21 protein-coding genes are annotated in these 18098 nt (G+C 64.8%); 14 read left to right on the top strand and 7 right to left on the bottom strand.

All coding sequences use genetic code 11. The features are described from left to right. Positions 1–24: 24 nt before the first annotated feature. Positions 25–618 (top strand): c-type cytochrome, encoded by a 594-nt coding sequence (locus tag QXZ85_RS32900; RefSeq protein ID WP_315707167.1) that lies wholly within the window; start codon positions 25–27, stop codon positions 616–618. A gap of 120 nt (positions 619–738) precedes the next feature. Here QXZ85_RS32900 and fliP read toward each other — a convergent pair whose 3' ends face one another. Together fliP and QXZ85_RS32890 are read right to left on the bottom strand one after the other, a co-directional pair. Next, positions 739–1491 carry a flagellar type III secretion system pore protein FliP gene (fliP, locus tag QXZ85_RS32895; RefSeq protein ID WP_315707168.1) on the bottom strand — a complete coding sequence of 251 codons (753 nt, stop codon included), beginning with the start codon at positions 1489–1491 and terminating at the stop codon, positions 739–741. Continuing rightward, on the bottom strand, positions 1488–2651 hold the full coding sequence (locus tag QXZ85_RS32890; protein WP_315806682.1) for a flagellar biosynthetic protein FliO: 1164 nt from the start codon (positions 2649–2651) through the stop codon (positions 1488–1490). Before QXZ85_RS32890 ends, fliP begins: the two co-directional genes overlap by 4 nt. Positions 2652–3008: 357 nt before the next feature. Between QXZ85_RS32890 and flgB the strand changes: the two genes are divergently transcribed. The 9 genes from flgB (at position 3009) to QXZ85_RS32845 (ending at position 11231) form a co-directional block, all read left to right on the top strand. Continuing rightward, complete coding sequence (gene flgB / locus QXZ85_RS32885; RefSeq protein WP_315707170.1) at positions 3009–3416, top strand: flagellar basal body rod protein FlgB; 408 nt, start codon at positions 3009–3011, stop codon at positions 3414–3416. A 44-nt stretch (positions 3417–3460) separates the two neighbouring features. Then, positions 3461–3886: a flagellar basal body rod protein FlgC gene (gene flgC, locus QXZ85_RS32880; protein WP_315707171.1), complete on the top strand. Its 426-nt coding sequence runs from the start codon at positions 3461–3463 to the stop codon at positions 3884–3886. A gap of 16 nt (positions 3887–3902) precedes the next feature. Next, positions 3903–4259 carry a flagellar hook-basal body complex protein FliE gene (gene fliE, locus QXZ85_RS32875; RefSeq protein WP_315707172.1) on the top strand — a complete coding sequence of 119 codons (357 nt, stop codon included), beginning with the start codon at positions 3903–3905 and terminating at the stop codon, positions 4257–4259. 137 nt (positions 4260–4396) lie between these two features. Then, entirely contained in the window at positions 4397–4660 is a 264-nt protein-coding gene (gene fliQ / locus QXZ85_RS32870) for a flagellar biosynthesis protein FliQ (protein ID WP_008974330.1), read from the top strand. A gap of 62 nt (positions 4661–4722) precedes the next feature. Continuing rightward, positions 4723–5490, top strand: coding sequence for a flagellar biosynthetic protein FliR (fliR, locus tag QXZ85_RS32865; protein ID WP_315707173.1), 768 nt, complete (start codon positions 4723–4725; stop codon positions 5488–5490). Between the two features lie 11 nt (positions 5491–5501). Next, positions 5502–6578, top strand: coding sequence for a flagellar biosynthesis protein FlhB (gene flhB, locus QXZ85_RS32860; protein WP_315727836.1), 1077 nt, complete (start codon positions 5502–5504; stop codon positions 6576–6578). Between the two features lie 160 nt (positions 6579–6738). After that, positions 6739–9324, top strand: coding sequence for a cell cycle histidine kinase CckA (gene cckA / locus QXZ85_RS32855; protein ID WP_315707175.1), 2586 nt, complete (start codon positions 6739–6741; stop codon positions 9322–9324). A gap of 140 nt (positions 9325–9464) precedes the next feature. After that, entirely contained in the window at positions 9465–10409 is a 945-nt protein-coding gene (locus tag QXZ85_RS32850; RefSeq protein WP_315768077.1) for a Tim44 domain-containing protein, read from the top strand. 117 nt (positions 10410–10526) lie between these two features. Beyond that, positions 10527–11231 carry a glutathione S-transferase gene (locus tag QXZ85_RS32845; RefSeq protein WP_315707176.1) on the top strand — a complete coding sequence of 235 codons (705 nt, stop codon included), beginning with the start codon at positions 10527–10529 and terminating at the stop codon, positions 11229–11231. Positions 11232–11281: 50 nt separating this feature from the next. On the opposite strand, the gene QXZ85_RS32840 is transcribed toward QXZ85_RS32845, so the two are convergent. Further along, positions 11282–11638 carry a GFA family protein gene (locus tag QXZ85_RS32840; protein ID WP_315707177.1) on the bottom strand — a complete coding sequence of 119 codons (357 nt, stop codon included), beginning with the start codon at positions 11636–11638 and terminating at the stop codon, positions 11282–11284. 97 nt (positions 11639–11735) lie between these two features. Here QXZ85_RS32840 and QXZ85_RS32835 point away from each other — a divergent pair, with 97 nt between their 5' ends. Both QXZ85_RS32835 and QXZ85_RS32830 read left to right on the top strand, forming a co-directional pair. Then, on the top strand, positions 11736–12062 hold the full coding sequence (locus QXZ85_RS32835) for a metalloregulator ArsR/SmtB family transcription factor (protein WP_315727838.1): 327 nt from the start codon (positions 11736–11738) through the stop codon (positions 12060–12062). Continuing rightward, positions 12062–12502, top strand: coding sequence for an SRPBCC domain-containing protein (locus QXZ85_RS32830; protein ID WP_315707179.1), 441 nt, complete (start codon positions 12062–12064; stop codon positions 12500–12502). Before QXZ85_RS32835 ends, QXZ85_RS32830 begins: the two co-directional genes overlap by 1 nt. 33 nt (positions 12503–12535) lie before the next feature. Here QXZ85_RS32830 and QXZ85_RS32825 read toward each other — a convergent pair whose 3' ends face one another. Then, positions 12536–12745: a hypothetical protein gene (locus QXZ85_RS32825; protein WP_315707180.1), complete on the bottom strand. Its 210-nt coding sequence runs from the start codon at positions 12743–12745 to the stop codon at positions 12536–12538. A gap of 265 nt (positions 12746–13010) precedes the next feature. Here QXZ85_RS32825 and QXZ85_RS32820 point away from each other — a divergent pair, with 265 nt between their 5' ends. Continuing rightward, positions 13011–13910, top strand: coding sequence for an FAD:protein FMN transferase (locus QXZ85_RS32820; protein WP_316175628.1), 900 nt, complete (start codon positions 13011–13013; stop codon positions 13908–13910). Between the two features lie 9 nt (positions 13911–13919). On the opposite strand, the gene QXZ85_RS32815 is transcribed toward QXZ85_RS32820, so the two are convergent. The 3 genes from QXZ85_RS32815 to QXZ85_RS32805 all read right to left on the bottom strand — a co-directional run bounded on the left by QXZ85_RS32815 (position 13920) and on the right by QXZ85_RS32805 (position 15764). Continuing rightward, positions 13920–14354, bottom strand: a complete 435-nt coding sequence (locus QXZ85_RS32815) for an EF-hand domain-containing protein (RefSeq protein ID WP_315707182.1) — start codon at positions 14352–14354, stop codon at positions 13920–13922. 101 nt (positions 14355–14455) lie between these two features. Continuing rightward, a complete protein-coding gene (locus QXZ85_RS32810; protein ID WP_315707183.1) occupies positions 14456–14929 on the bottom strand; it encodes a hypothetical protein in 474 nt (157 codons plus the stop codon). A gap of 154 nt (positions 14930–15083) precedes the next feature. Continuing rightward, positions 15084–15764, bottom strand: coding sequence for an alpha/beta hydrolase (locus tag QXZ85_RS32805; protein ID WP_315727843.1), 681 nt, complete (start codon positions 15762–15764; stop codon positions 15084–15086). A 116-nt stretch (positions 15765–15880) separates the two neighbouring features. Between QXZ85_RS32805 and QXZ85_RS32800 the strand changes: the two genes are divergently transcribed. After that, positions 15881–17536, top strand: a complete 1656-nt coding sequence (locus tag QXZ85_RS32800) for a fumarate hydratase (RefSeq protein ID WP_315727845.1) — start codon at positions 15881–15883, stop codon at positions 17534–17536. Positions 17537–18098: the final 562 nt, after the last annotated feature.

Here is an 18098-nt window from a genome sequence, read left to right as displayed (position 1 = left end):
CAGAATGCACGAGAGTGAGCGGTCATGAAGCGCACCGGATTGACGGTAGCTCTGCTCTTCGTCCTGTCCTGCATCGGCCCTGCGGCGGCAGGGGACGCCAATGTCCGCAATTGCACCTGGTGTCATGGAACGTCCGCGCAAGGCTATATGGTGGCGCCGAGATTGGCGGGACAACGGCCGGCCTATCTCGAAAGCCAGATCAGAAGCTTTCGCGATCACTCGCGGGACAATCCCTTTTCTAAGCAGTACATGTGGGGCGCAGTGGCCGCGCTCGATCCAGATTCCGTACGGGATCTGGCCGCCTATTTCGCCACCATTCCGGCCAAGCCCGCCAACGACGGCGATCCGAGCCTGATCGCCAAGGGCAAGACGATCTACATGGACGGAATCCCGGAGGCCAACATCGCCTCATGCTATGCCTGTCACGGACCGAATGCCGAAGGCATCCGCGAGATTCCACGCCTTGGCGGGCTCGCCTATTTCTACCTCAAGGCGCGACTTGAGCAATGGGGCCAAGGCTACCATTCGGGGATGAGCACCCCGATGCCCATTGTGGCGCGCGCGCTGGGTCCGAATGAAATCGAGGCGCTCGCGTCGTATCTCAGTTTTGTTCGCTAGAGCATGATCCGGAAAACTGGAAACCGGCTTCGGAACATGATCTCGGCCTCAAGCGCTTGAGCCTCAAGCGCTGCCAACGCGGCGTCGGACAAAGGCCGCATCTTTGGTGCCTGCCGACGCTCATCCGCCGTAGCTCTGCACCAGGCTTCCCGCGACCAGAGACCAGCCGTCGACGAGCACGAAGAAGATCAGCTTGAACGGCAGCGAGATGGTCGAGGGGGGCAGCATCATCATGCCCATCGACATCAGGACCGATGCGACCACGAGGTCGATGATCAGGAACGGCAGGAACAGCAGGAAGCCGATCTCGAAGGCGCGCTTCAGTTCGGAAATCATGAATGCGGGCACGAGAATGCGCAGCGACATCTCGTCGGGCGTCGCCGGCGGCGGCTCGCCTGAGAGATCCATAAACAGCTTGAGGTCCTTCTCGCGCACGTTCTTCTGCATGAAGCCGCGCAGCGGCACCGCCGCGCGCTGCAGCGCGTCCTCCACGCTGATCTGGTTCTCGATCAGCGGACGGACGCCCTCGTCGTAGGACTTCTGCAGAACCGGCCCCATCACGAAGGCGGTCAGGAACATCGCCAGCGCGATGATGACCGCGTTCGGCGGCGCCGTCGCGGTGCCCATCGCCGTGCGCAGCAATGAGAGCACCACGACGATGCGCGTGAACGACGTCATCATGATCAGGATCGACGGTGCGATCGACAGCACCGTCAGCAGCGCGATCAGTTGGATCGCGCGCTCGGTGACGCCCCCATTGCCTGGCCCAAGATTGATGCTGATGTCCTGGGCAGCCGCGCTCCCCGCCAGCGAACCGGCGGCAATCAGGGCGAAAAGGAACAGAACTCTACGCGGGGAGAGCAGGCCCCTCACTGATTGGATTTCGGACGGCCGAGCAGGGATGCCATCTCATCCTCGAGGTTCTCGAAACTGCTCTTGGGCGGCGCCGCGGGCGGCGGGGGCTCGTTGCGCGCAGCGGGCCTCGCCGGCGGCTCCTGAGCCGCGGCGGTCGGTGCGGGCGGCTCGCCCGCGGGACGGCGCAAAGCAGCCTCCAGACGCTGCGCCATTTCGGCCAGATTGGCCTCGGCGCTCTGTTGAGGCGGCGCAGCGGGCGTTGGCGGCGACGGTGGTGGGGGCGGCGGGGCCACGGCGGGGCGCTCAGGCGCACGTTCGGCCGCGCGGAGCGGCGCCGGGCGCGGCACCTCCCTCGTCAGCGGCACCTCCCTCGTCAATTCCCTTGGCAACTCCCTGGAAGGTTCCCGCGGCAATTCCCTCGAGAATTCCCTTTGCGCTTCCTTGGCGGGCTCCTTCGGCAGTTCCGGCAAACGCGAAGGTTCTGCCGGCCGCAATGGACGCGGCGCGGCCGGCTCGCTGCGCGGCATCATTCGCTCGGGGCGAGGTTCCATCCTCGGCTCGCCGCGCAATTCATGGCGGGGCTCGGGTCGCTGCTCCGGACGTCCAGGTATTGGCTCGGGCGCAAACCCCGTCAGCGGCTCACGGCGATCGGCCAGATCGCCGCGCCCCTCGCTGCGAGGCTCACCGCGCCGCTCGCTCAAGATCGGGGCCGGGCGGCGGTGCTCGTCGGCGAAGGCCGGCCGCAGCGGACGCGGCGGCAATTCGGGCATCTGCGGCTCATGGGCCTCCGGCGTCTCAGCCTTTGCCGCTTCGCTCTCCGGCCAGACCGGTGCGTCCGGCAGCGGAGCGATTCGTGGCGGGGGCGGCGATTCGGCCGCGACGCCGGCCCGCGGCAGCTGCTCGCGCATGGGCATGGCGCGCACGATATTGGACTCGACCACGATGTCGGTCGGGCCACCGATCATCAACAGGTGCTCCATGTTGTCCCGGCGTACCAGCACGAGCCTGCGGCGGCCGTCGATGGCGGCGGCATCGATCACCGCGAGGCGCGGCATTCGCCCGCGACTGGTGTTGGTGCCCAGGCGGCTGCCTGCGAATCGACGCACCAGCCACGCGGCAAGGCCGATCAGCGCCAGCACGGCCAGGAACGCAAAGAAAAATGTGAGTGGTGCCGGCATGTCGGTCCCCTACAAATCCGCTTCCATCAACGCATTTCGCCGCTCGAGCGCAGGGTGGTCGCAGCGAACGGGCCTGAAGGCGCGGAACTACGTGTTAACGACCCACGGCAGGAACTGCCGCCCGGGGTCTTAATAACCCATGAATCGGCCGGGCCAAAACGACTTCTTGGCGGGGTCACGCGTCCCAATTTGGTGCAGCGGGCCCCGGTTCCTGCCACAGGCCTAAAAAAATCGTAAAGCCCCGGAACTTTCCCGGGGTGCGGCGCACATCGCGTTAACTTCGCATTAACCATACGCACGGCAAGTTGTGCCTAGTTTAACGGGTGGTGAAGACGCCCCAGGACGCGGAGCGGCGCAATGTCCATCAACGATCTTCCAGTGTTGTCGGCGTTGCGGACCAAGATGCAATGGCACCAGGAGCGGCAGCGCGTCCTGTCCGAAAATGTCGCGAATTCGGATACTCCGAAGTTCAAGCCGCGCGACCTGGTTGAGCCGAAGTTTGATTCAACCGGCGCGCCGGCGAACGCCTTCGCGCCGCTGCCGCTGAGCCTGACCAGCACCGCTCATATCGCACCGTCATCCGGCCAGAATACGGGCTTCGATCAGAATCGCAAGGCGGGCTTCCAGACCCGGCCGGCCGGCAACGCCGTCAGCCTCGAGGACGAGATGCTGAAGGTCTCGGCGAACCAGATGGACTTTGCCGCCGTCACCTCGCTCTACGGCAAGAGCCTGCACCTCTTGAAGACAGCGATCGGCAAGGGCTGAGGGCAAGGGTCGAGGCGCGCGGCTAGACACGGAGAACGACCAGCATGTCGAACGATACAAGCGATTTTCTGCGATCGATGAGCATCGCGACCTCGGGCCTGCGCGCGCAGGCGGGGCGGATGCGGGTCATCTCGGAAAATATCGCCAATGCCGACTCCACGGCTGCGACCGCCGGCGGCGATCCCTATCGCCGCAAGGTCCCGACCTTCACCTCGGCGCTCGACCGTGCGCTCGACGCAAAGGTGGTCGGCCTCGGCAAGGTCGTGCCGGACCAGTCTTCGTTCCGCGTCAAATACGATCCCAGCAACCCGGCCGCGGATGCGACCGGCAATGTCAAGTACCCGAACGTCAACCCGCTGATCGAAATGACCGACATGCGCGATGCGCAGCGATCTTACGAGGCGAACCTGAACGTCATCGGCGCCACCCGCCGCATGATCCAACGTACGCTCGACATTCTCAAGACCTAGGATAGGAACGTTAGCCATGGCTTCCCCCATTTCCGCTGCGAACGCTTATGCGAATTCCGCCCGCGTGCTCGACACCGCCGGATCGGGCAATACATTCGGCAGCCTCGCCCGCGTGCGCGACTTTCTCGGGTCGGCGAACGGGCAGGAGAACTCTGGTCCGTCGTTCAGCGCCCTGTTGAAGGACGCGATCGGGAGCGTGGTCGAGACCGGCCGCAAGTCCGATGCGCAGACGGTGGCGATGGCTTCAGGCAAGGCCAATGTCATGGACGTGGTGACCGCGGTGGCGGAGACCGATGTTGCGGTGTCGACCCTGGTCTCGGTGCGCGATCGCGTGATCCAGTCCTACGAAGACATCATGAAGATGACGATCTGACGCCGCATCGGATCATCGAATTCGGACATCGGACGGGCTTGTGCGGTTGCTGCGCGAGCCATCGGTGAAGACTCGTTTATTGGGCCTCCTGATCGCCGTCGAGAGGCGCGGGACATGCACTGGGGAAGGCGTTGCCAATGACCGGAGCTGAAACGCTGGATGTCGCGCGCGATGCGATCTGGACCATCGTCGTGGTCTCGTCGCCCTTGATGGTGGTCGGCCTCGTCGTCGGCGTCATCGTCTCGCTGTTTCAGGCGCTGACCCAGATCCAGGAGCAGACCCTGGTGTTCGTGCCGAAGATCATCGCGATCTTCGTCACGTTGCTGTTGGCATTGCCGTTCATGGCCGACGCGCTGCATTCCCACATGATGCGGATCTCGTCGCGAATCATCGGCGGATAGGGCAATGTGCGCCGCGGCGCGACTGTCTCTTTGCGCCGTCAGGGGCCCGGACGCAGCGCGCGATGCGCATCGATATTTCATTCCTGCCGGCGCTGGCCGCAGCCTTCATGCTGGCCTTTGCCCGGATCGGCGCCATGGTGATGCTGCTGCCGGGGCTCGGCGAGAGCAACATTCCCGTTCGCATCAAGCTCGCCATTGCGCTGCTGCTCACGATGATCATCCTGCCGCTGCACCGGCAGGCCTATCAGGTCGATATGCAGGCGCTGACGCCGCTATTGGTGATGATGCTGCACGAGATCATCATCGGCATCGTGCTCGGCGCCACCGCGCGCGTGACCTTGGCCGCCCTGCAGGTCGCGGGCGCCGTCATCGCCCAGCAGATGGGGCTCGGCTTCGTCACCGAGATCGATCCGACCCAGGGCCAGCAGGGCGTGCTGGTCGGCAATTTCCTCACCATGCTGGGCGTGACCTTGCTGTTCGCGACCGACAGCCATCACCTGGTGATCGCGGCGCTGAACGACAGCTACAACATCTTTGCCCCGGGCGAATTGGTGCCGAGCGGCGACGTCGCCTCGTTGGCGACGCGGGCCTTTGCCGCCGCTTTCAAGCTGGGCCTGCAGCTCTCGGCGCCGTTTCTGGTCTTCGGGCTCGTCTTCAATATGGGGCTTGCGGTGCTGGCGCGGCTGATGCCGCAGATGCAGGTCTATTTCGTCGGTGCTCCGCTCTCGATCATGATCGGCTTCCTGATCTTCGCGCTGGTGCTCGCGGCGATGATGGGGACCTTCCTCGGCTATTTCGAGGGCGTCATGCACGACCTCACCCCAAGATGAGGGCCTGATGCATGGCCGGCGAGGACGATACCTCCGACAAGACAGAAGACCCGACCCAAAAACGCCTGGACCAGGCGCTCGAGCGCGGCGACGTCGTCAAGAGCCAGGAGCTCAACACCTGGTTCGTGATCGCGGCGGCGACGCTCGTGCTGACGACCTTCTCCGATTCGATCGGCACCGGCGTCATGGTGCCGCTGCGCAACCTGATCGCCAATTCCTGGATGATCCACACCGATGGAGCGGGCCTGCTCGCGCTGGGGCGCAGCCTGGCCTATGCGGTGGTGGTTGCGATCGGCCTGCCGATCTTCATGCTCATGCTGGCCGCGCTCGCCGGCAACATGCTGCAGCACCGGATGGTCTGGTCCGGCGAGCCGCTGAAGCCTGCCTTGAGCAAGATCTCGCCGTTCTCCGGCGCCAAGCGCCTGTTCGGCAAGCAGGCCGCGGTCAACTTCGCCAAGGGCATCTTCAAGCTCGTGCTGCTCGGCAGCGTGATGGTGATGATTCTCTGGCCCGAGCGGATGCGGCTCGAATCCATGCTGCATCTCGACCCCGGCGCGGTGCTCGGCGTCACGCTCTCCCTGACCAAGCATCTGATGGGCTCGGTGGTCGCACTGCTCGCGCTGGTCGCGATCGGCGACTACCTGTTCCAGTACCGGCAATGGTACGAGCGGCAGAAGATGTCGGTGCAGGAGGTGAAGGAGGAGTTCAAGCAGTCGGAAGGCGATCCTCACATCAAGGGCCGGATCAGGCAGTTGCGCCAGCAGCGCATGAAGAAGCGCATGATGGCGGCGGTGCCGAAGGCGTCGGTGATCATCACCAACCCGACCCACTATTCGGTGGCGCTGGCCTATGAGCGCGGCATGTCGGCGCCGATCTGCGTCGCCAAGGGCGTCGACAACATCGCCTTCAAGATCCGCGAGGTCGCGCGCGCCCACGACATCCCGATCGTCGAGAACGTGCCGCTGGCCCGCGCGCTCTACGCCACCGTGGAGATCGATGACGAAATTCCTGTGGAACATTATCACGCGGTGGCGGAGATCATCGGCTACGTCATGGGTCTCAGGCGCAACCTGTCCGGGCGACTGTAGCAGTTCATCGCGTTTCGAATCGGCCCAACACGTAAAATACGGATAAATCATGGAATATCGGCTTGACGGGCTTGCGCTTGAGCGTCCGATTCAGGCAGGTGGGGACGGGAGCCGCGCCAATGCGCGTGACGTCCCTGCCGACAGGTCGCGTCCTATTGCCATGAGCGCCCAACCCGACAACGATCCGTCACAGGATCAGGTGAACCTGCCGGACCGGCCACGCCGCAGCGGCAGCATCCTTTTGGTGCTGCTGGTCGCAGGCGGCCTGGTCGCGGTCGCGCTGGTGCTGATGACGATCGGTCGGGCCCAGGCGCAGCCTTATATCCTCGGCCTGTTGGCGCTGCTCGCCACGGTCGGGCTGTTCAACCTGTTCGCCTTCGCGGCCGGCATCGTCCGCTTCGCCGACCGCACCACCGACGATCCCGTGATGGGACGCGTCCCCGACCTCGCCCCGGACGGGCTCGCGGTGACCGATCCGCGCGGGCACGTCGTCTATGCCAACGCCGCCTATCTCGCCATGACCGGCGCCACCAGCGCGCAGGAGGCGCGGCCGGTCGAACGCGTCTTCATCGGCAATCCCGACGTGTCCGAGGCCGTCTTCCGCCTGCTCAAGGCTGCGCGCGAAGGCAAGCGGCAGCAGGAGGAAGTTCGCATCGCCTCCGGCGAAGGCGGCCAGGGCCGCTGGCTGCGGATGCGCGTGCGCCCGCTCAGCCGCGGCAAGCGCGAATCGAAATATGCGGTGTGGGCGATCGCCGACATCACCCGCGACCGCGAGCGGCAGGAGGATGTGTTCCAGGAGCTGCAGCACGCGATCGAATATCTCGATCATGCGCCGTGCGGCTTCTTCTCGGTGAATGCGGAAGGAAGCCTGGTCTACGTCAACGCGACGCTGGCGAACTGGCTCGACTACGATCTCGCCGAGATCGCCTCTGGCGGGCTGAAGCTTTCGGATGTCGTCTCCGGCGACGGTGCCTCGCTCCTGACCTCGATCGTGGCCGTGCCCGGCGAGGTCAGGACCGAGGTGTTCGACATCGACCTGAAGATGCGCGGCGGCAAGACCGTGCCGGCGCGGCTCTATCACAAGCTCGCTTTCGGCGCCGACGGCGCTCCGGGACCGTCGCGGACGCTGGTCATCAGCCGCGCCCGCGACGAGCGTTCCGACCCCGAGCGCGCGGCCGAAGTGCGCTTCATGCGGTTCTTCGACCATACGCCGATGGCGATCGCCACCGTCGATCGCGGCGGCGCCGTGGTGCGCGCCAATGCCCGCTACGCCAAGCTGGCGCAGGGCCTGAGCACCGATGCCGCCGCGGCGCGGTCGATCTTCCGGGCCGTCAGCCCGCGCGATCGCCATCTGCTGATCGCCGCGATCAACCAGGCCGCGGAAGGGCAGGCGGACATTCCTCCGGTGGAGGTCATGCTTGACGGTCCGAAGGAGCGGTTCGGACAATTCTTCGTCACCGCCGTCGACGAGCCCGAGCGCGAGACCGAAGCTGCGATTGTCTACATGCTCGAGACCACCGAGCGGCGCGCGCTGGAAAACCAGATCAACCAGTCGCAGAAGATGGAGATGGTCGGCCAGCTCGCCGGCGGCATCGCGCACGACTTCAACAACGTGCTCTCGGCCATCATGATGGCCAACGACTTCCTGCTGAACGCGCACAAGCCGACCGATCCGTCGTTCCAGGACATCATGCAGATCAAGCAGAACGCAACGCGCGCCGCCACCTTGGTGCGGCAGCTGCTCGCGTTCTCGCGGCGGCAGACGCTGCGTCCGCAGGTGCTCGATCTCGGCGACGCGCTGTCCGACCTCACCATGCTGCTGCGCCGGCTGATCGGCGAGAAGGTGAAGCTCGACCTGATCCATGGCCGCGACCTCTGGCCGGTCAAGGTCGACGTGTCCCAGTTCGAGCAGGTGATCGTCAATCTGGCGGTCAATGCGCGCGACGCGATGCCCGAGGGCGGCAAGCTCACGGTGCGCACCGCCAATGTCGCGGCGGAGGAGGCGGCACAGGCGAACTATAAGGGCATGCCGGTCGCCGACTATGTGCGGATCGACATCACCGATACCGGCACCGGCATTCCGGCCGAGATTCGGGAGAAGATCTTCGAGCCGTTCTTCTCCACCAAGGAGGTCGGCAAGGGCACCGGGCTCGGCCTCTCCACGGTGTATGGGATCATCAAGCAGACCGGCGGCTTCATCTATGTCGATAGCGAGATCGGCAAGGGGACCTCGTTCCACATCTTCCTGCCGCGCCATCATGCCGAGCAGGAGGTGCATGCCGAGCCGCAGCATGCGACGAACGGCGCGGCAGGCAAGGACGCGCCTGCCACCGATGCCAAGCCTGAGGCCAAGCCGCGGACCGACCTCACCGGCCAGGGGACGATTCTCTTGGTGGAGGACGAAGAGGGATTGCGCGCGCTCAATGCACGGGGCCTGCGCTCACGCGGCTACAGCGTGATCGAAGCCTCCAACGGCATCGAGGCGATGGAAGCGCTGGAGGAGCGCGACGGCAACGTCGATCTGGTGGTCTCCGACGTCGTCATGCCGGAGATGGACGGACCGACCTTGCTGAAGGCGATGCGCGACCGCAATCCCGAGGTGAGGATCATCTTCGTCTCCGGCTATGCCGAGGACGCCTTCGAGAAGAGCCTGCCGGAGAACCAGCAATTCGCCTTCCTGCCAAAGCCGTTTACGCTCAGCCAGCTGGTTGCGGCCGTGAAGGAAACCATGGCGCCGCCACAATAGGATACCGCAATCGAAAGCGGCGGTTCCCCGCGACCCCACGCCGCAGCCGCGCGGCGTCGTGCCGCCTTCTTTTTTCGGCCGCTTTGCCCATGTTACAGGCATCCCCATCCTGGGGATTTAGGAAAATGCAAATGAGTCTCATGCAGCGCAAAAGCGGCCTCCTCAAGGCGATGGCCCTGGTCCTTTCGCTCGCGCTGCCGACGGTGCTCGTCGTTTCGGCGGCCGACGCCCGCGTCGGCGGCGGCTTCAGCTCGGGCTCCCGCGGCTCGCGAACCTTCTCCGCACCGCCGTCGACCTCGACGGCGCCATCGACTGCGAGCCCCTTCAACCGCACGCTCACGCAGCCGGGCTACAATGGCAGCAGCGGCTTTAATTCGCCGGCGCGAGGCGGCTTCTTCAACCGTGGCGGCGGCATGCTGGGCGGTCTCGCCGCGGGCTTCCTCGGCGCCGGCCTGCTCGGGATGCTGTTCGGTGGCGGCCTGTTCTCCGGCCTCAGCGGTTTCGGCTCGATCCTGGGTCTCGTCCTGCAGATCCTGCTGATCGTGTTCCTGGCGCGGATGGCGATGGCCTGGTGGCAGCGGCGCAACCAACCGGCCTATGCCGGCGCAACCCAGGCGCCCGACGGCCAGACCTTCCGGTCGGGCATGGGTTTCGGCGGTTTTGGCGGCGCGAACACGCCCCCGTTGGAGATCCTGCCGGCCGACTATGAGGCTTTCGAACGGCTGCTTGGCGACATCCAAGCCGCGTGGTCGAACGAGGATGTCGGCCGTCTGCGGCTGCTGACGACGCCTGAGATGGCCTCCTATTTCGAGCGCGACCTCGAGCAGAATCAGGCGCGCGGCGTGGTCAACAAGGTCAGCGCGACCAAGCTGCTGCAGGGCGACCTGGCGGAGGCTTGGCGCGAGGGCGACACCGATTACGCCACCGTGGCGCTGCGCTTCTCGCTGGTCGACAAGACGGTGGAGCGCGCGACCGGACGGCTCGTGGAAGGCGGCGATCAGCCGCAGCAGGTGACGGAGATCTGGACCTTCTCGCGCCATCCCGGCAGCAGCTGGCAGCTCTCGGCGATCCAGCAGGCCAACTGATCCTACGAATAGACTGTATGGCAGGGCGCCGCGGAACCATCCGCGGCGCCTTTGCTTTGGGAAAACGAATACCCCTGCTAAATCTATTGCGCCTGTCCCGCCCGCGAGGATTCATCCATGCGCTACGAGCTCTATTACTGGCCCATGATCCAGGGCCGCGGTGAATATGTGCGGCTCGCGCTCGAAGAGGCAGGTGCCGACTATCGCGACGTCGCCCGCGAACCCGGCGGCATGGCCGCGATGACCAAGATGCTCGACGCCAAGAGCGGTACGCCGCCCTTCGCGCCGCCGTTTCTGAAAGCCGGCAAGCTCGTGATCGGGCAGGTCGCCAACATCCTGTTCTATCTGGGCGGCCGGCTTGATCTCGCGCCCAAGGCGGAGGCCGGGCAGCTGTGGGTGCATCAGCTCCAGCTCACGATCACCGATCTCGTCGTCGAGATTCACGACACCCATCATCCGCTCGGACCGACGCTCTACTACGAAGATCAGCGCCCGGCGGCCAAGAAGCGCACCATGGAATTCTGGAACGAGCGGGTGCCGAAATTCCTCGGCTATTTCGAGGACATCCTGAAGGACAAGGGGCCTTACGTCACCGGCCGCCGGCTCGCCTATATCGATCTGTCGCTGTTTCAGATCGTGGACGGCCTGCGCTATGCCTTTCCGCAGCGGATGAAAGCGTTCGAGCGCAAGATCCCCGGCCTGGTCGGACTGCACGACCGCGTCGCCGCCCGGCCCAACATCGCGGCCTATCTCGCGAGCGAGCGCCGCATTCCGTTCAACGAGGACGGCATCTTCCGCCACTACAAGGCGCTCGACGCCTGAGGTTGCCCGGCCCCGGTCTGGTTCGAACGCCGTCGCAGAGGAATCGCGCGCTACATGTTGCGGCCGTCGATCGGCGTCATTGCAAGCTTTGAGAGCTCGATGCCGTCGATGCAGCTCACATTCAGCGCGACGACCTCGCTGCCGTCAGGCTTGCGGCCGCGTGCGAACACGTCGACGCCGCAGTCGATGCAGAGCTGATGCCGGATCAGATGTCTGTTGAACAGATATTCGCGCAGGTTTTCCTCACCGGCGCGGAGTTGGAATTTGGCCGGCGGCAGGAAGGCGAAGTGCAGGCCCTTCTTGGTGCAGATCGAGCAGTTGCAAGCCGTGACCATCGCAAGATCGGTCGTGCATTCGAACCGCACCTGTCCGCAGTGACAGCCTCCGGTGAAGGTCCTTTCGGTCATTGCCGCTCCTCCTGATGGAACGGCGCAACGATAGCGCAAGCGGAGCGGGGGATGCAGCGTCTTTGACAATATATAAACAATCATTTATATATTCATCATGACCGCAGCAGCCGAACTCACGATGGTGATGAAGAGTCTTGCCGACCCCACGCGGCGGGCCGTGTTCGAGCGGATCGCGCGCGAGGGCGAGGTGGCGGCCACGGGGCTGGTGGAGGGATCAGAGGTCTCGCAGCCGGCAATCTCGCACCATCTGAAGGCGCTGCGCGACGCCGGACTGGTGACGGAGCGCCGCGAAGGTCGCCACGTTCACTATCGGGTCGCGCCGCATGGGCTTGATCCGCTTGTCGGCTGGCTCGATCACTACCGCACGTTCTGGCGCGAACGCTTTGAAAAGCTTGAGAAACTGCTGAAGGAAGGCGAGTGATGCGGCAAACCCAGGCGATCGTGGTCGAGAAGGTGCTGCCGTATGCGCCAGATAGGATCTGGCGCGTGTTGACGACCAGCGAACTGATCGCAAAATGGCTGATGCCGAACGATTTCGCTGCCGTGGTCGGCCACCGCTTCACTTTTCGCACCAAGCCGATGGGTGATTGGGATGGTGTTGTGCAATGCGAGGTGCTCGCCTGCGAGCCGCCGCGATTGTTGCGCTACGCGTGGCAGGGCGGCTCGGATTCGAATCCGGCTTATGGTTCGCGGCTGGACAGCGAGGTGACCTGGACCCTGACGCCGGTCGAGGGCGGCACGCATCTGCGCCTGGTCCACGATGGCTTCGAATTCCCCGGCAACAAATTCGCCTTTGAGATGATGAGCCCGGGCTGGGGCCGGGTCATGGACGCCATCGCGCGTGCTGCGGCTGACACATGAGCGCCAGCCTCGTCCCTGGTCCGGCGCTGCGGATCAGGCGAGGATGTCGACCCGGGTGCCCTGTCCCGGCGGCAGTGGTGGGCGGGAGGCCTGCTTCTCAGCTTCGTGTTGGTCGCCGGTCTTCTCCGCCCGCGAGGCCGCAGTCTGCGTCCCCTCCGTCTGTTGGGTCTGCGGCTTGTTCGCCTCGGCCGACACCGACGACTGCGGTGGCGACGAGGATGGTGATAGGGTCGATACGGACATGGTCCAGATCCTCGCTTGCTCGCGCCAAGCGTGGCCAGCGTCAAACGAACGTTTCGTCAATCCGATCGGTCGAATTGTCTGCAACTGGCGGTGGCAGCCGCAATGGTGAACGGGTGCCTGACCCGGTCACAGAAAGATCCAGGCGCCGTTGCGGCCCGCTGCCCTGCCGAAGCTCGCGTCAGGGCAGTTCGTCGCGCACGCATGACTGCGCAGCCGGCCCGGCCGGTATAATGCAGCGACTCACTCTGTCGATCCATGCGAGCCGATGACCCCTGTGGTTCACCGATTTCAGGCGATGGCATCCGCCTGCGCCATTCACATCGAGGCCGATACCGGGGCTGCTGCGATCGCGCTCGCCGCGGAGGCGGAAATCCGCAGGATCGAAGCGCGCTATTCGCGCTACCGCGCGGATAGCGAGCTTGCCCGGATCAATCAGGCCGCGGCCGTCGGCGATACGGTCGATGTCAATGTTGAGACCGCCGGCCTGATCGCCTTCGCCCAGGGCTGCCATCGCGCCAGCGCAGGCGCCTTCGACATCACCTCGGGCGTGCTCCGGCGTGCCTGGGATTTTACGCAAGGCCGCTTGCCGGAGGCGAGCGCCGTTGCAGCGTTGCTGCCGTTGATCGGCCTGGACAAGGTCACCTTGGGCGATGGCCGCCTGTCCTTTGCGCAGGAGGGCCTCGAGTTGGATTTCGGTGGTCTCGGCAAGGAATATGCCTGCGACCGTGCCGCCGAGATCTGCAGCGAGATGGGAGCGGCGGGTGGGTTCGTTGATCTCGGCGGCGACATCCGCGTGATCGGCCCGCAGAGGAGCGGCGATGCGTGGCGGATCGGCGTGCGTCATCCGCGCGACGCTGCCGCAGTCTTGGCCGAGATTCCGTTGGCTGAGGGAGCGCTGGCGACCAGCGGCGATTACGAGCGCTTCGTCGAGGTCGACGGCATGCGCTACTGCCACATCCTCGACCCCCGTTCCGGCTGGCCGGCGCAGGGATTGTCGTCCGTGACCGTCCTCGCGCCGCGCTGCCTGGTGGCTGGAAGCCTGGCGACCATGGCGATGCTCAAGGGGCGTGATGGCATCGCGTGGTTGCAGGGCCTCGGCGTGCGTCACATCGTGGTGGACGCCGAGGGCCGCTGCAGTGGGACCGAGCCGTTGCTGGCTCAGTGAACTGCGATCTCACGCGATCTGATCGACCAGCGTGCCGGGCGCGGCGTTGGTAGGCACCGAGGACGGATCGATCTGGCTGAGCGACTGCAGGCTCGCGGCCAGCGAGGCCTGCGACGAGCTTGCCGTGCCCGACTGCCCGGCGTTGTCGGCCCGCAGCGAGGACATCAACTGCGACATGCCGCTAACGAAGTCTTGCCGCGACACGCTGCCGGAGCCGCTGGGATCCAGCGTCGCAAAGATCGCATCCGCGCCCTGGTTCTGGAACACGGCTGGTGGATTCTTGGTCTGGAAGGCCTGATCGAATTGGCTCTGGGTAATGCTGCCGGAGCCGGAGGTGTCGATCGAGTCGAACAGGCTCGCCATCTTCTCCCGCGGCGGGCCGCTGCTGCTGGCGCCCGACATCGCATGCAAGCCGTTCGCGGCGCCAATTCCCGAAATGTCCATGGATTGTCCCCCAGAGCGGCCGCCGTTGGCCGTCTTCCTGCGTCACCATGTAGCAGGGCCGGTAAACACACCGTTTACCATGGGGGGAAAACCCGGCGCGGCTATTGATCCTTGCTGCGCGTGATCGTGATCGTCGACTCGGTCTTCGTCCTGACGCAGCGCATGTCGAGCCGGCGATAGCGGCTGGTGACGTCATCGCCGCGGAACAGCCCCAGGCGGCCGAAGCAGCGCCTGATCCCGCGTTGCATGTCGTCCTTCGGCAGTGTGAAGACGATCGCGGCGGCGCCCGCAGTCAAGTCGATGAAAGCCGGCGGCGGTTTGCGGTCTGACTTTGCGAACAGCTGGCCACTGAAATTCTTGGCCGAACAGCCGAGCGTGATCTCGCGGGCTTTGGGATGGGCGAGGTAAACGGTGCCGGCGACGGTCTGGCCGATCCGCAAGCCGTCGATCTGATTCTTCAGCTCCTTGGCGAGATCGTCACAACGGTCGGCGCGCGCGGGCGAGGCCGCGAGCACGGCTGCAAATACCGAAAGAACGCAACATACGGTCGCACGCAAAATCGTCTTCAACATCATTATGAATACCCCCGCGCATTGAAGCGCGCACGTGCGGATCATGCAAGCATCGCGGCCGCTGTGAGCGAAGGATGGCGGCGAGTGTGGCAGACAGGATCCGCGAGCATGCAGGTGATGCGGCGCTTGCGGCCTGCGGGCGGGAGGCAAGCTGACCTCATCCTGCCGTGGTCACCTCGCGGGCCGTGTCGCTCAGAATTTTGAACGTCTCATCCGGGGCGTGCTGCACAAGATCATGGGCACAATGGATGACGCGCACCTCCCAGGCGGGATCGTTGCGCAGGCGCTCATATTGTGCAGCAAACGGTGTGGCCCTCCAGCCGGAGGCATAAACGAAGACGCGAGGAAGCTCCGGCGGTTGGCGGGTGAGGCGCAGCCTCTGCACAAAAGTGCCGAGCGGATGCGGCCGGCAACGAGGATCGACCCCGTCGCGCGGCATGACGGTCAGCCCGTCGTGGCCGGCGCCCGCGATCGCCAATTCGCGATAGCCGTCGCCGGCGAGATCCCACCAGGCCTGACCATGCTCGGGAGCGAATGCATCGAGATAGATCAGGGCTGCGAGTCGCTCGGGCGCGCGGTCCGCGACTCCCGTCGCGACCATGCCGCCATAGCTGTGCGCGCAGAGAACGACCTCGGAAAGGTCTTCGACCGACAATAGCGCCACTACGTCGGCGATATGGGTCTCCAGATTGATGGGGGAGGGGGAGGCGGGCGTCTCCTCCAGCCCGCTCAAGGTGACCGCATAGGCGGCATGGCCGGCGGCGCGAAGCCGCGCGGCCAGCGGCGCATACCACCAGCCGCCGCGCCAACCGCCGGGAATGAGGACGAAAGTGGCCATTGCGATCCTCCTGACCGGCCATGCGGAGAGATGTATTGCGCTTGCTCGAGGGGGTAGTCTATCAGGCCTGTCAAGACCGCTTTGGGCGGCCATCTTTAGAACCCCACGAGCTTCCCATGAACGCGCCCACCGCTTTCCCCGACCCGTCCAAGCCCGTCCCGCCCTACAAGCATACGCCGCTGTTTCCGCTCGGGGCCGACACCACGCCCTACAAGAAGATCACCAGCGAAGGCGTGCGGGTCGAGAAGGTGCTCGGCCGCGACATGCTGGTCGTGTCGCGCGAGGCGTTGCGAACGCTGTCGGAAGCGGCCTTCGGCGAGATCAATCATTACCTGCGCCCCGGACATCTGAAGCAGCTGCGCGCGATCCTCGACGATCCCGAGGCCAGCTCCAACGACAAGTTCGTCGCGCTCGATTTCCTGAAGAACGCCAACATCGCCGCCGGTGGCGTCCTACCGATGTGCCAGGATACCGGCACGGCGATCATCATGGGCAAGAAGGGCTGCAACGTCATCACCGACGGTGACGACGAGGCGGCGCTGTCGGAGGGGGCGCGCGACGCTTATTTGCGCCGGAACCTGCGCTATTCGCAGGTCGCGCCGCTGTCGATGTATGAAGAGAAGAACACCGCCAACAACATGCCGGCGCAGACCGAGATCTACGCCGAAGGCGACGACGCCTACAAGTTCATGTTCATGGCCAAGGGCGGCGGCTCGGCCAACAAGAGCTTCCTGTTCCAGGCGACCCCGTCGGTGCTGACCAAGGACCGTCTGCTCGCCTTCCTGAAGGAGAAGATCCTCACCCTCGGCACCGCGGCGTGCCCGCCTTATCACCTCGCCATCGTGATTGGCGGCACCTCGGCCGAGCTCTGCATGAAGACGGTGAAGCTTGCTTCGGCACGCTATCTCGACGCGTTGCCGACCCACGGCTCGGCTGACGGCAACGCCTTCCGCGATCTCGAGATGGAGCGGGAAATCCACAAGATGACGCAAAGCCTCGGCGTCGGCGCACAGTTCGGCGGCAAGTATTTCTGCCACGACGTGCGCGTGATCCGCATGCCGCGTCACGGCGCGAGCTTGCCGATCGGTCTCGGCGTGTCGTGCTCGGCCGACCGACAGGTGCTCGGCAAGATCACCAAGGACGGCGTCTATCTGGAAGAACTCGAGCATCATCCGGCGCAATATCTCCCCGAGGTCGAGCAGGCGCTCGGCGGCGAGGTGGTCAAGATCGACCTCAATCAGCCGATGAAGGATATCCTCGCGACCTTGTCGAAGCATCCGATCAAGACCAGGCTGTCGCTGACCGGCACCATGATCGTCGCGCGCGACGCCGCGCATGCCAAGCTGCGCGAGCGGCTCGACAAAGGCGAGCCGCTGCCGGACTACTTCAAGAACCACCCGGTGTATTACGCCGGTCCGGCCAAGACGCCGGAAGGTTACGCCTCGGGCGCGTTCGGCCCGACCACTGCGGGCCGCATGGACTCCTTCGTCGATCAGTTTCAGGCGGCTGGCGGCTCGATGGTGATGGTCGCCAAGGGCAACCGCGCGCCGGCGGTTCGCGAGGCGTGCAAGAAGTATGGCGGCTTCTATCTCGGCTCGATCGGCGGTGCGGCGGCGAACCTCGCCGAGCACTGCATCAAGAAAGTCGAGGTGGTCGAATATCCCGAGCTCGGCATGGAAGCGATCTGGCGCATCGAGGTCGTCGACTTCCCGGCCTTCATCATCATCGATGACAAGGGCAACGACTTCTTCAAGGAGCTCAACCTCGGTTGAGGTTCTCTGAGTTTCGAACAGACAACGGCCGGGAGCGATCCCGGCCGTTTTCGTTTGGCGAAGAGAACATGTGATTGCGTCTCTCGTGAAGCATCGAGTCGCTTGCCATGACAGCGGTGCACCCTCTCTGCCTGTGGGAGAGGGCGACCGCATATGGCCCCAAACCGGACGGGGCCTCATGGTTAGAGACGCGCCGCAAGCGGCGCTCCTCACCATGGAGGTCTGTCATTTTGCCGCAAAACAAGCCCTCGTCCTGAGGAACTCGCCGGAGGCGAGCGTCTCGAAGGACGGCCGCGAGAGAGATCGCCGGCCAAGTTTTTTCCCCATATGCGATCGCTCTGCCTTGTGGGCAGGGTGGCATGATCAGGCGAAGCGCGATCATGCCGGGTGAGGGGTCTGCCTCTGCAGAGACGGTCGAACTCGTGGAGACGAACCCCTCACCCAAGCGAACATGACGTTGGCGCCGGTGCTGCCCTCTCCCGCAAGGGGCTATTGAATGCACACATCTTTTTTGGGTTGCGCGGCTCGTTGAGGACTGATTCCTTAGTGGACATAGGTCTTT

Source organism: Bradyrhizobium sp. SZCCHNGR1005, from assembly GCF_032489995.1.
Taxonomy (GTDB): domain Bacteria; phylum Pseudomonadota; class Alphaproteobacteria; order Rhizobiales; family Xanthobacteraceae; genus Bradyrhizobium.
This window is presented reverse-complemented; position numbering and strand designations above follow the sequence as displayed.

Bases quoted from the DNA above. Each gene is read 5' to 3' on its own strand.
- QXZ85_RS32900 (WP_315707167.1), top strand. From the start codon at position 25: ATGAAGCGCACCGGATTGACGGTAGCTCTGCTCTTCGTCCTGTCCTGC.
- QXZ85_RS32890 (WP_315806682.1), bottom strand. From the start codon at position 2,651: ATGCCGGCACCACTCACATTTTTCTTTGCGTTCCTGGCCGTGCTGGCG.
- flgB (WP_315707170.1), top strand. From the start codon at position 3,009: ATGTCCATCAACGATCTTCCAGTGTTGTCGGCGTTGCGGACCAAGATG.
- flgC (WP_315707171.1), top strand. From the start codon at position 3,461: ATGTCGAACGATACAAGCGATTTTCTGCGATCGATGAGCATCGCGACC.
- fliE (WP_315707172.1), top strand. From the start codon at position 3,903: ATGGCTTCCCCCATTTCCGCTGCGAACGCTTATGCGAATTCCGCCCGC.
- fliQ (WP_008974330.1), top strand. From the start codon at position 4,397: ATGACCGGAGCTGAAACGCTGGATGTCGCGCGCGATGCGATCTGGACC.
- fliR (WP_315707173.1), top strand. From the start codon at position 4,723: ATGCGCATCGATATTTCATTCCTGCCGGCGCTGGCCGCAGCCTTCATG.
- flhB (WP_315727836.1), top strand. From the start codon at position 5,502: ATGGCCGGCGAGGACGATACCTCCGACAAGACAGAAGACCCGACCCAA.
- cckA (WP_315707175.1), top strand. From the start codon at position 6,739: ATGAGCGCCCAACCCGACAACGATCCGTCACAGGATCAGGTGAACCTG.
- QXZ85_RS32850 (WP_315768077.1), top strand. From the start codon at position 9,465: ATGCAGCGCAAAAGCGGCCTCCTCAAGGCGATGGCCCTGGTCCTTTCG.
- QXZ85_RS32845 (WP_315707176.1), top strand. From the start codon at position 10,527: ATGCGCTACGAGCTCTATTACTGGCCCATGATCCAGGGCCGCGGTGAA.
- QXZ85_RS32840 (WP_315707177.1), bottom strand. From the start codon at position 11,638: ATGACCGAAAGGACCTTCACCGGAGGCTGTCACTGCGGACAGGTGCGG.
- QXZ85_RS32835 (WP_315727838.1), top strand. From the start codon at position 11,736: ATGACCGCAGCAGCCGAACTCACGATGGTGATGAAGAGTCTTGCCGAC.
- QXZ85_RS32830 (WP_315707179.1), top strand. From the start codon at position 12,062: ATGCGGCAAACCCAGGCGATCGTGGTCGAGAAGGTGCTGCCGTATGCG.
- QXZ85_RS32825 (WP_315707180.1), bottom strand. From the start codon at position 12,745: ATGTCCGTATCGACCCTATCACCATCCTCGTCGCCACCGCAGTCGTCG.
- QXZ85_RS32820 (WP_316175628.1), top strand. From the start codon at position 13,011: ATGACCCCTGTGGTTCACCGATTTCAGGCGATGGCATCCGCCTGCGCC.
- QXZ85_RS32815 (WP_315707182.1), bottom strand. From the start codon at position 14,354: ATGGACATTTCGGGAATTGGCGCCGCGAACGGCTTGCATGCGATGTCG.
- QXZ85_RS32810 (WP_315707183.1), bottom strand. From the start codon at position 14,929: ATGATGTTGAAGACGATTTTGCGTGCGACCGTATGTTGCGTTCTTTCG.
- QXZ85_RS32805 (WP_315727843.1), bottom strand. From the start codon at position 15,764: ATGGCCACTTTCGTCCTCATTCCCGGCGGTTGGCGCGGCGGCTGGTGG.
- QXZ85_RS32800 (WP_315727845.1), top strand. From the start codon at position 15,881: ATGAACGCGCCCACCGCTTTCCCCGACCCGTCCAAGCCCGTCCCGCCC.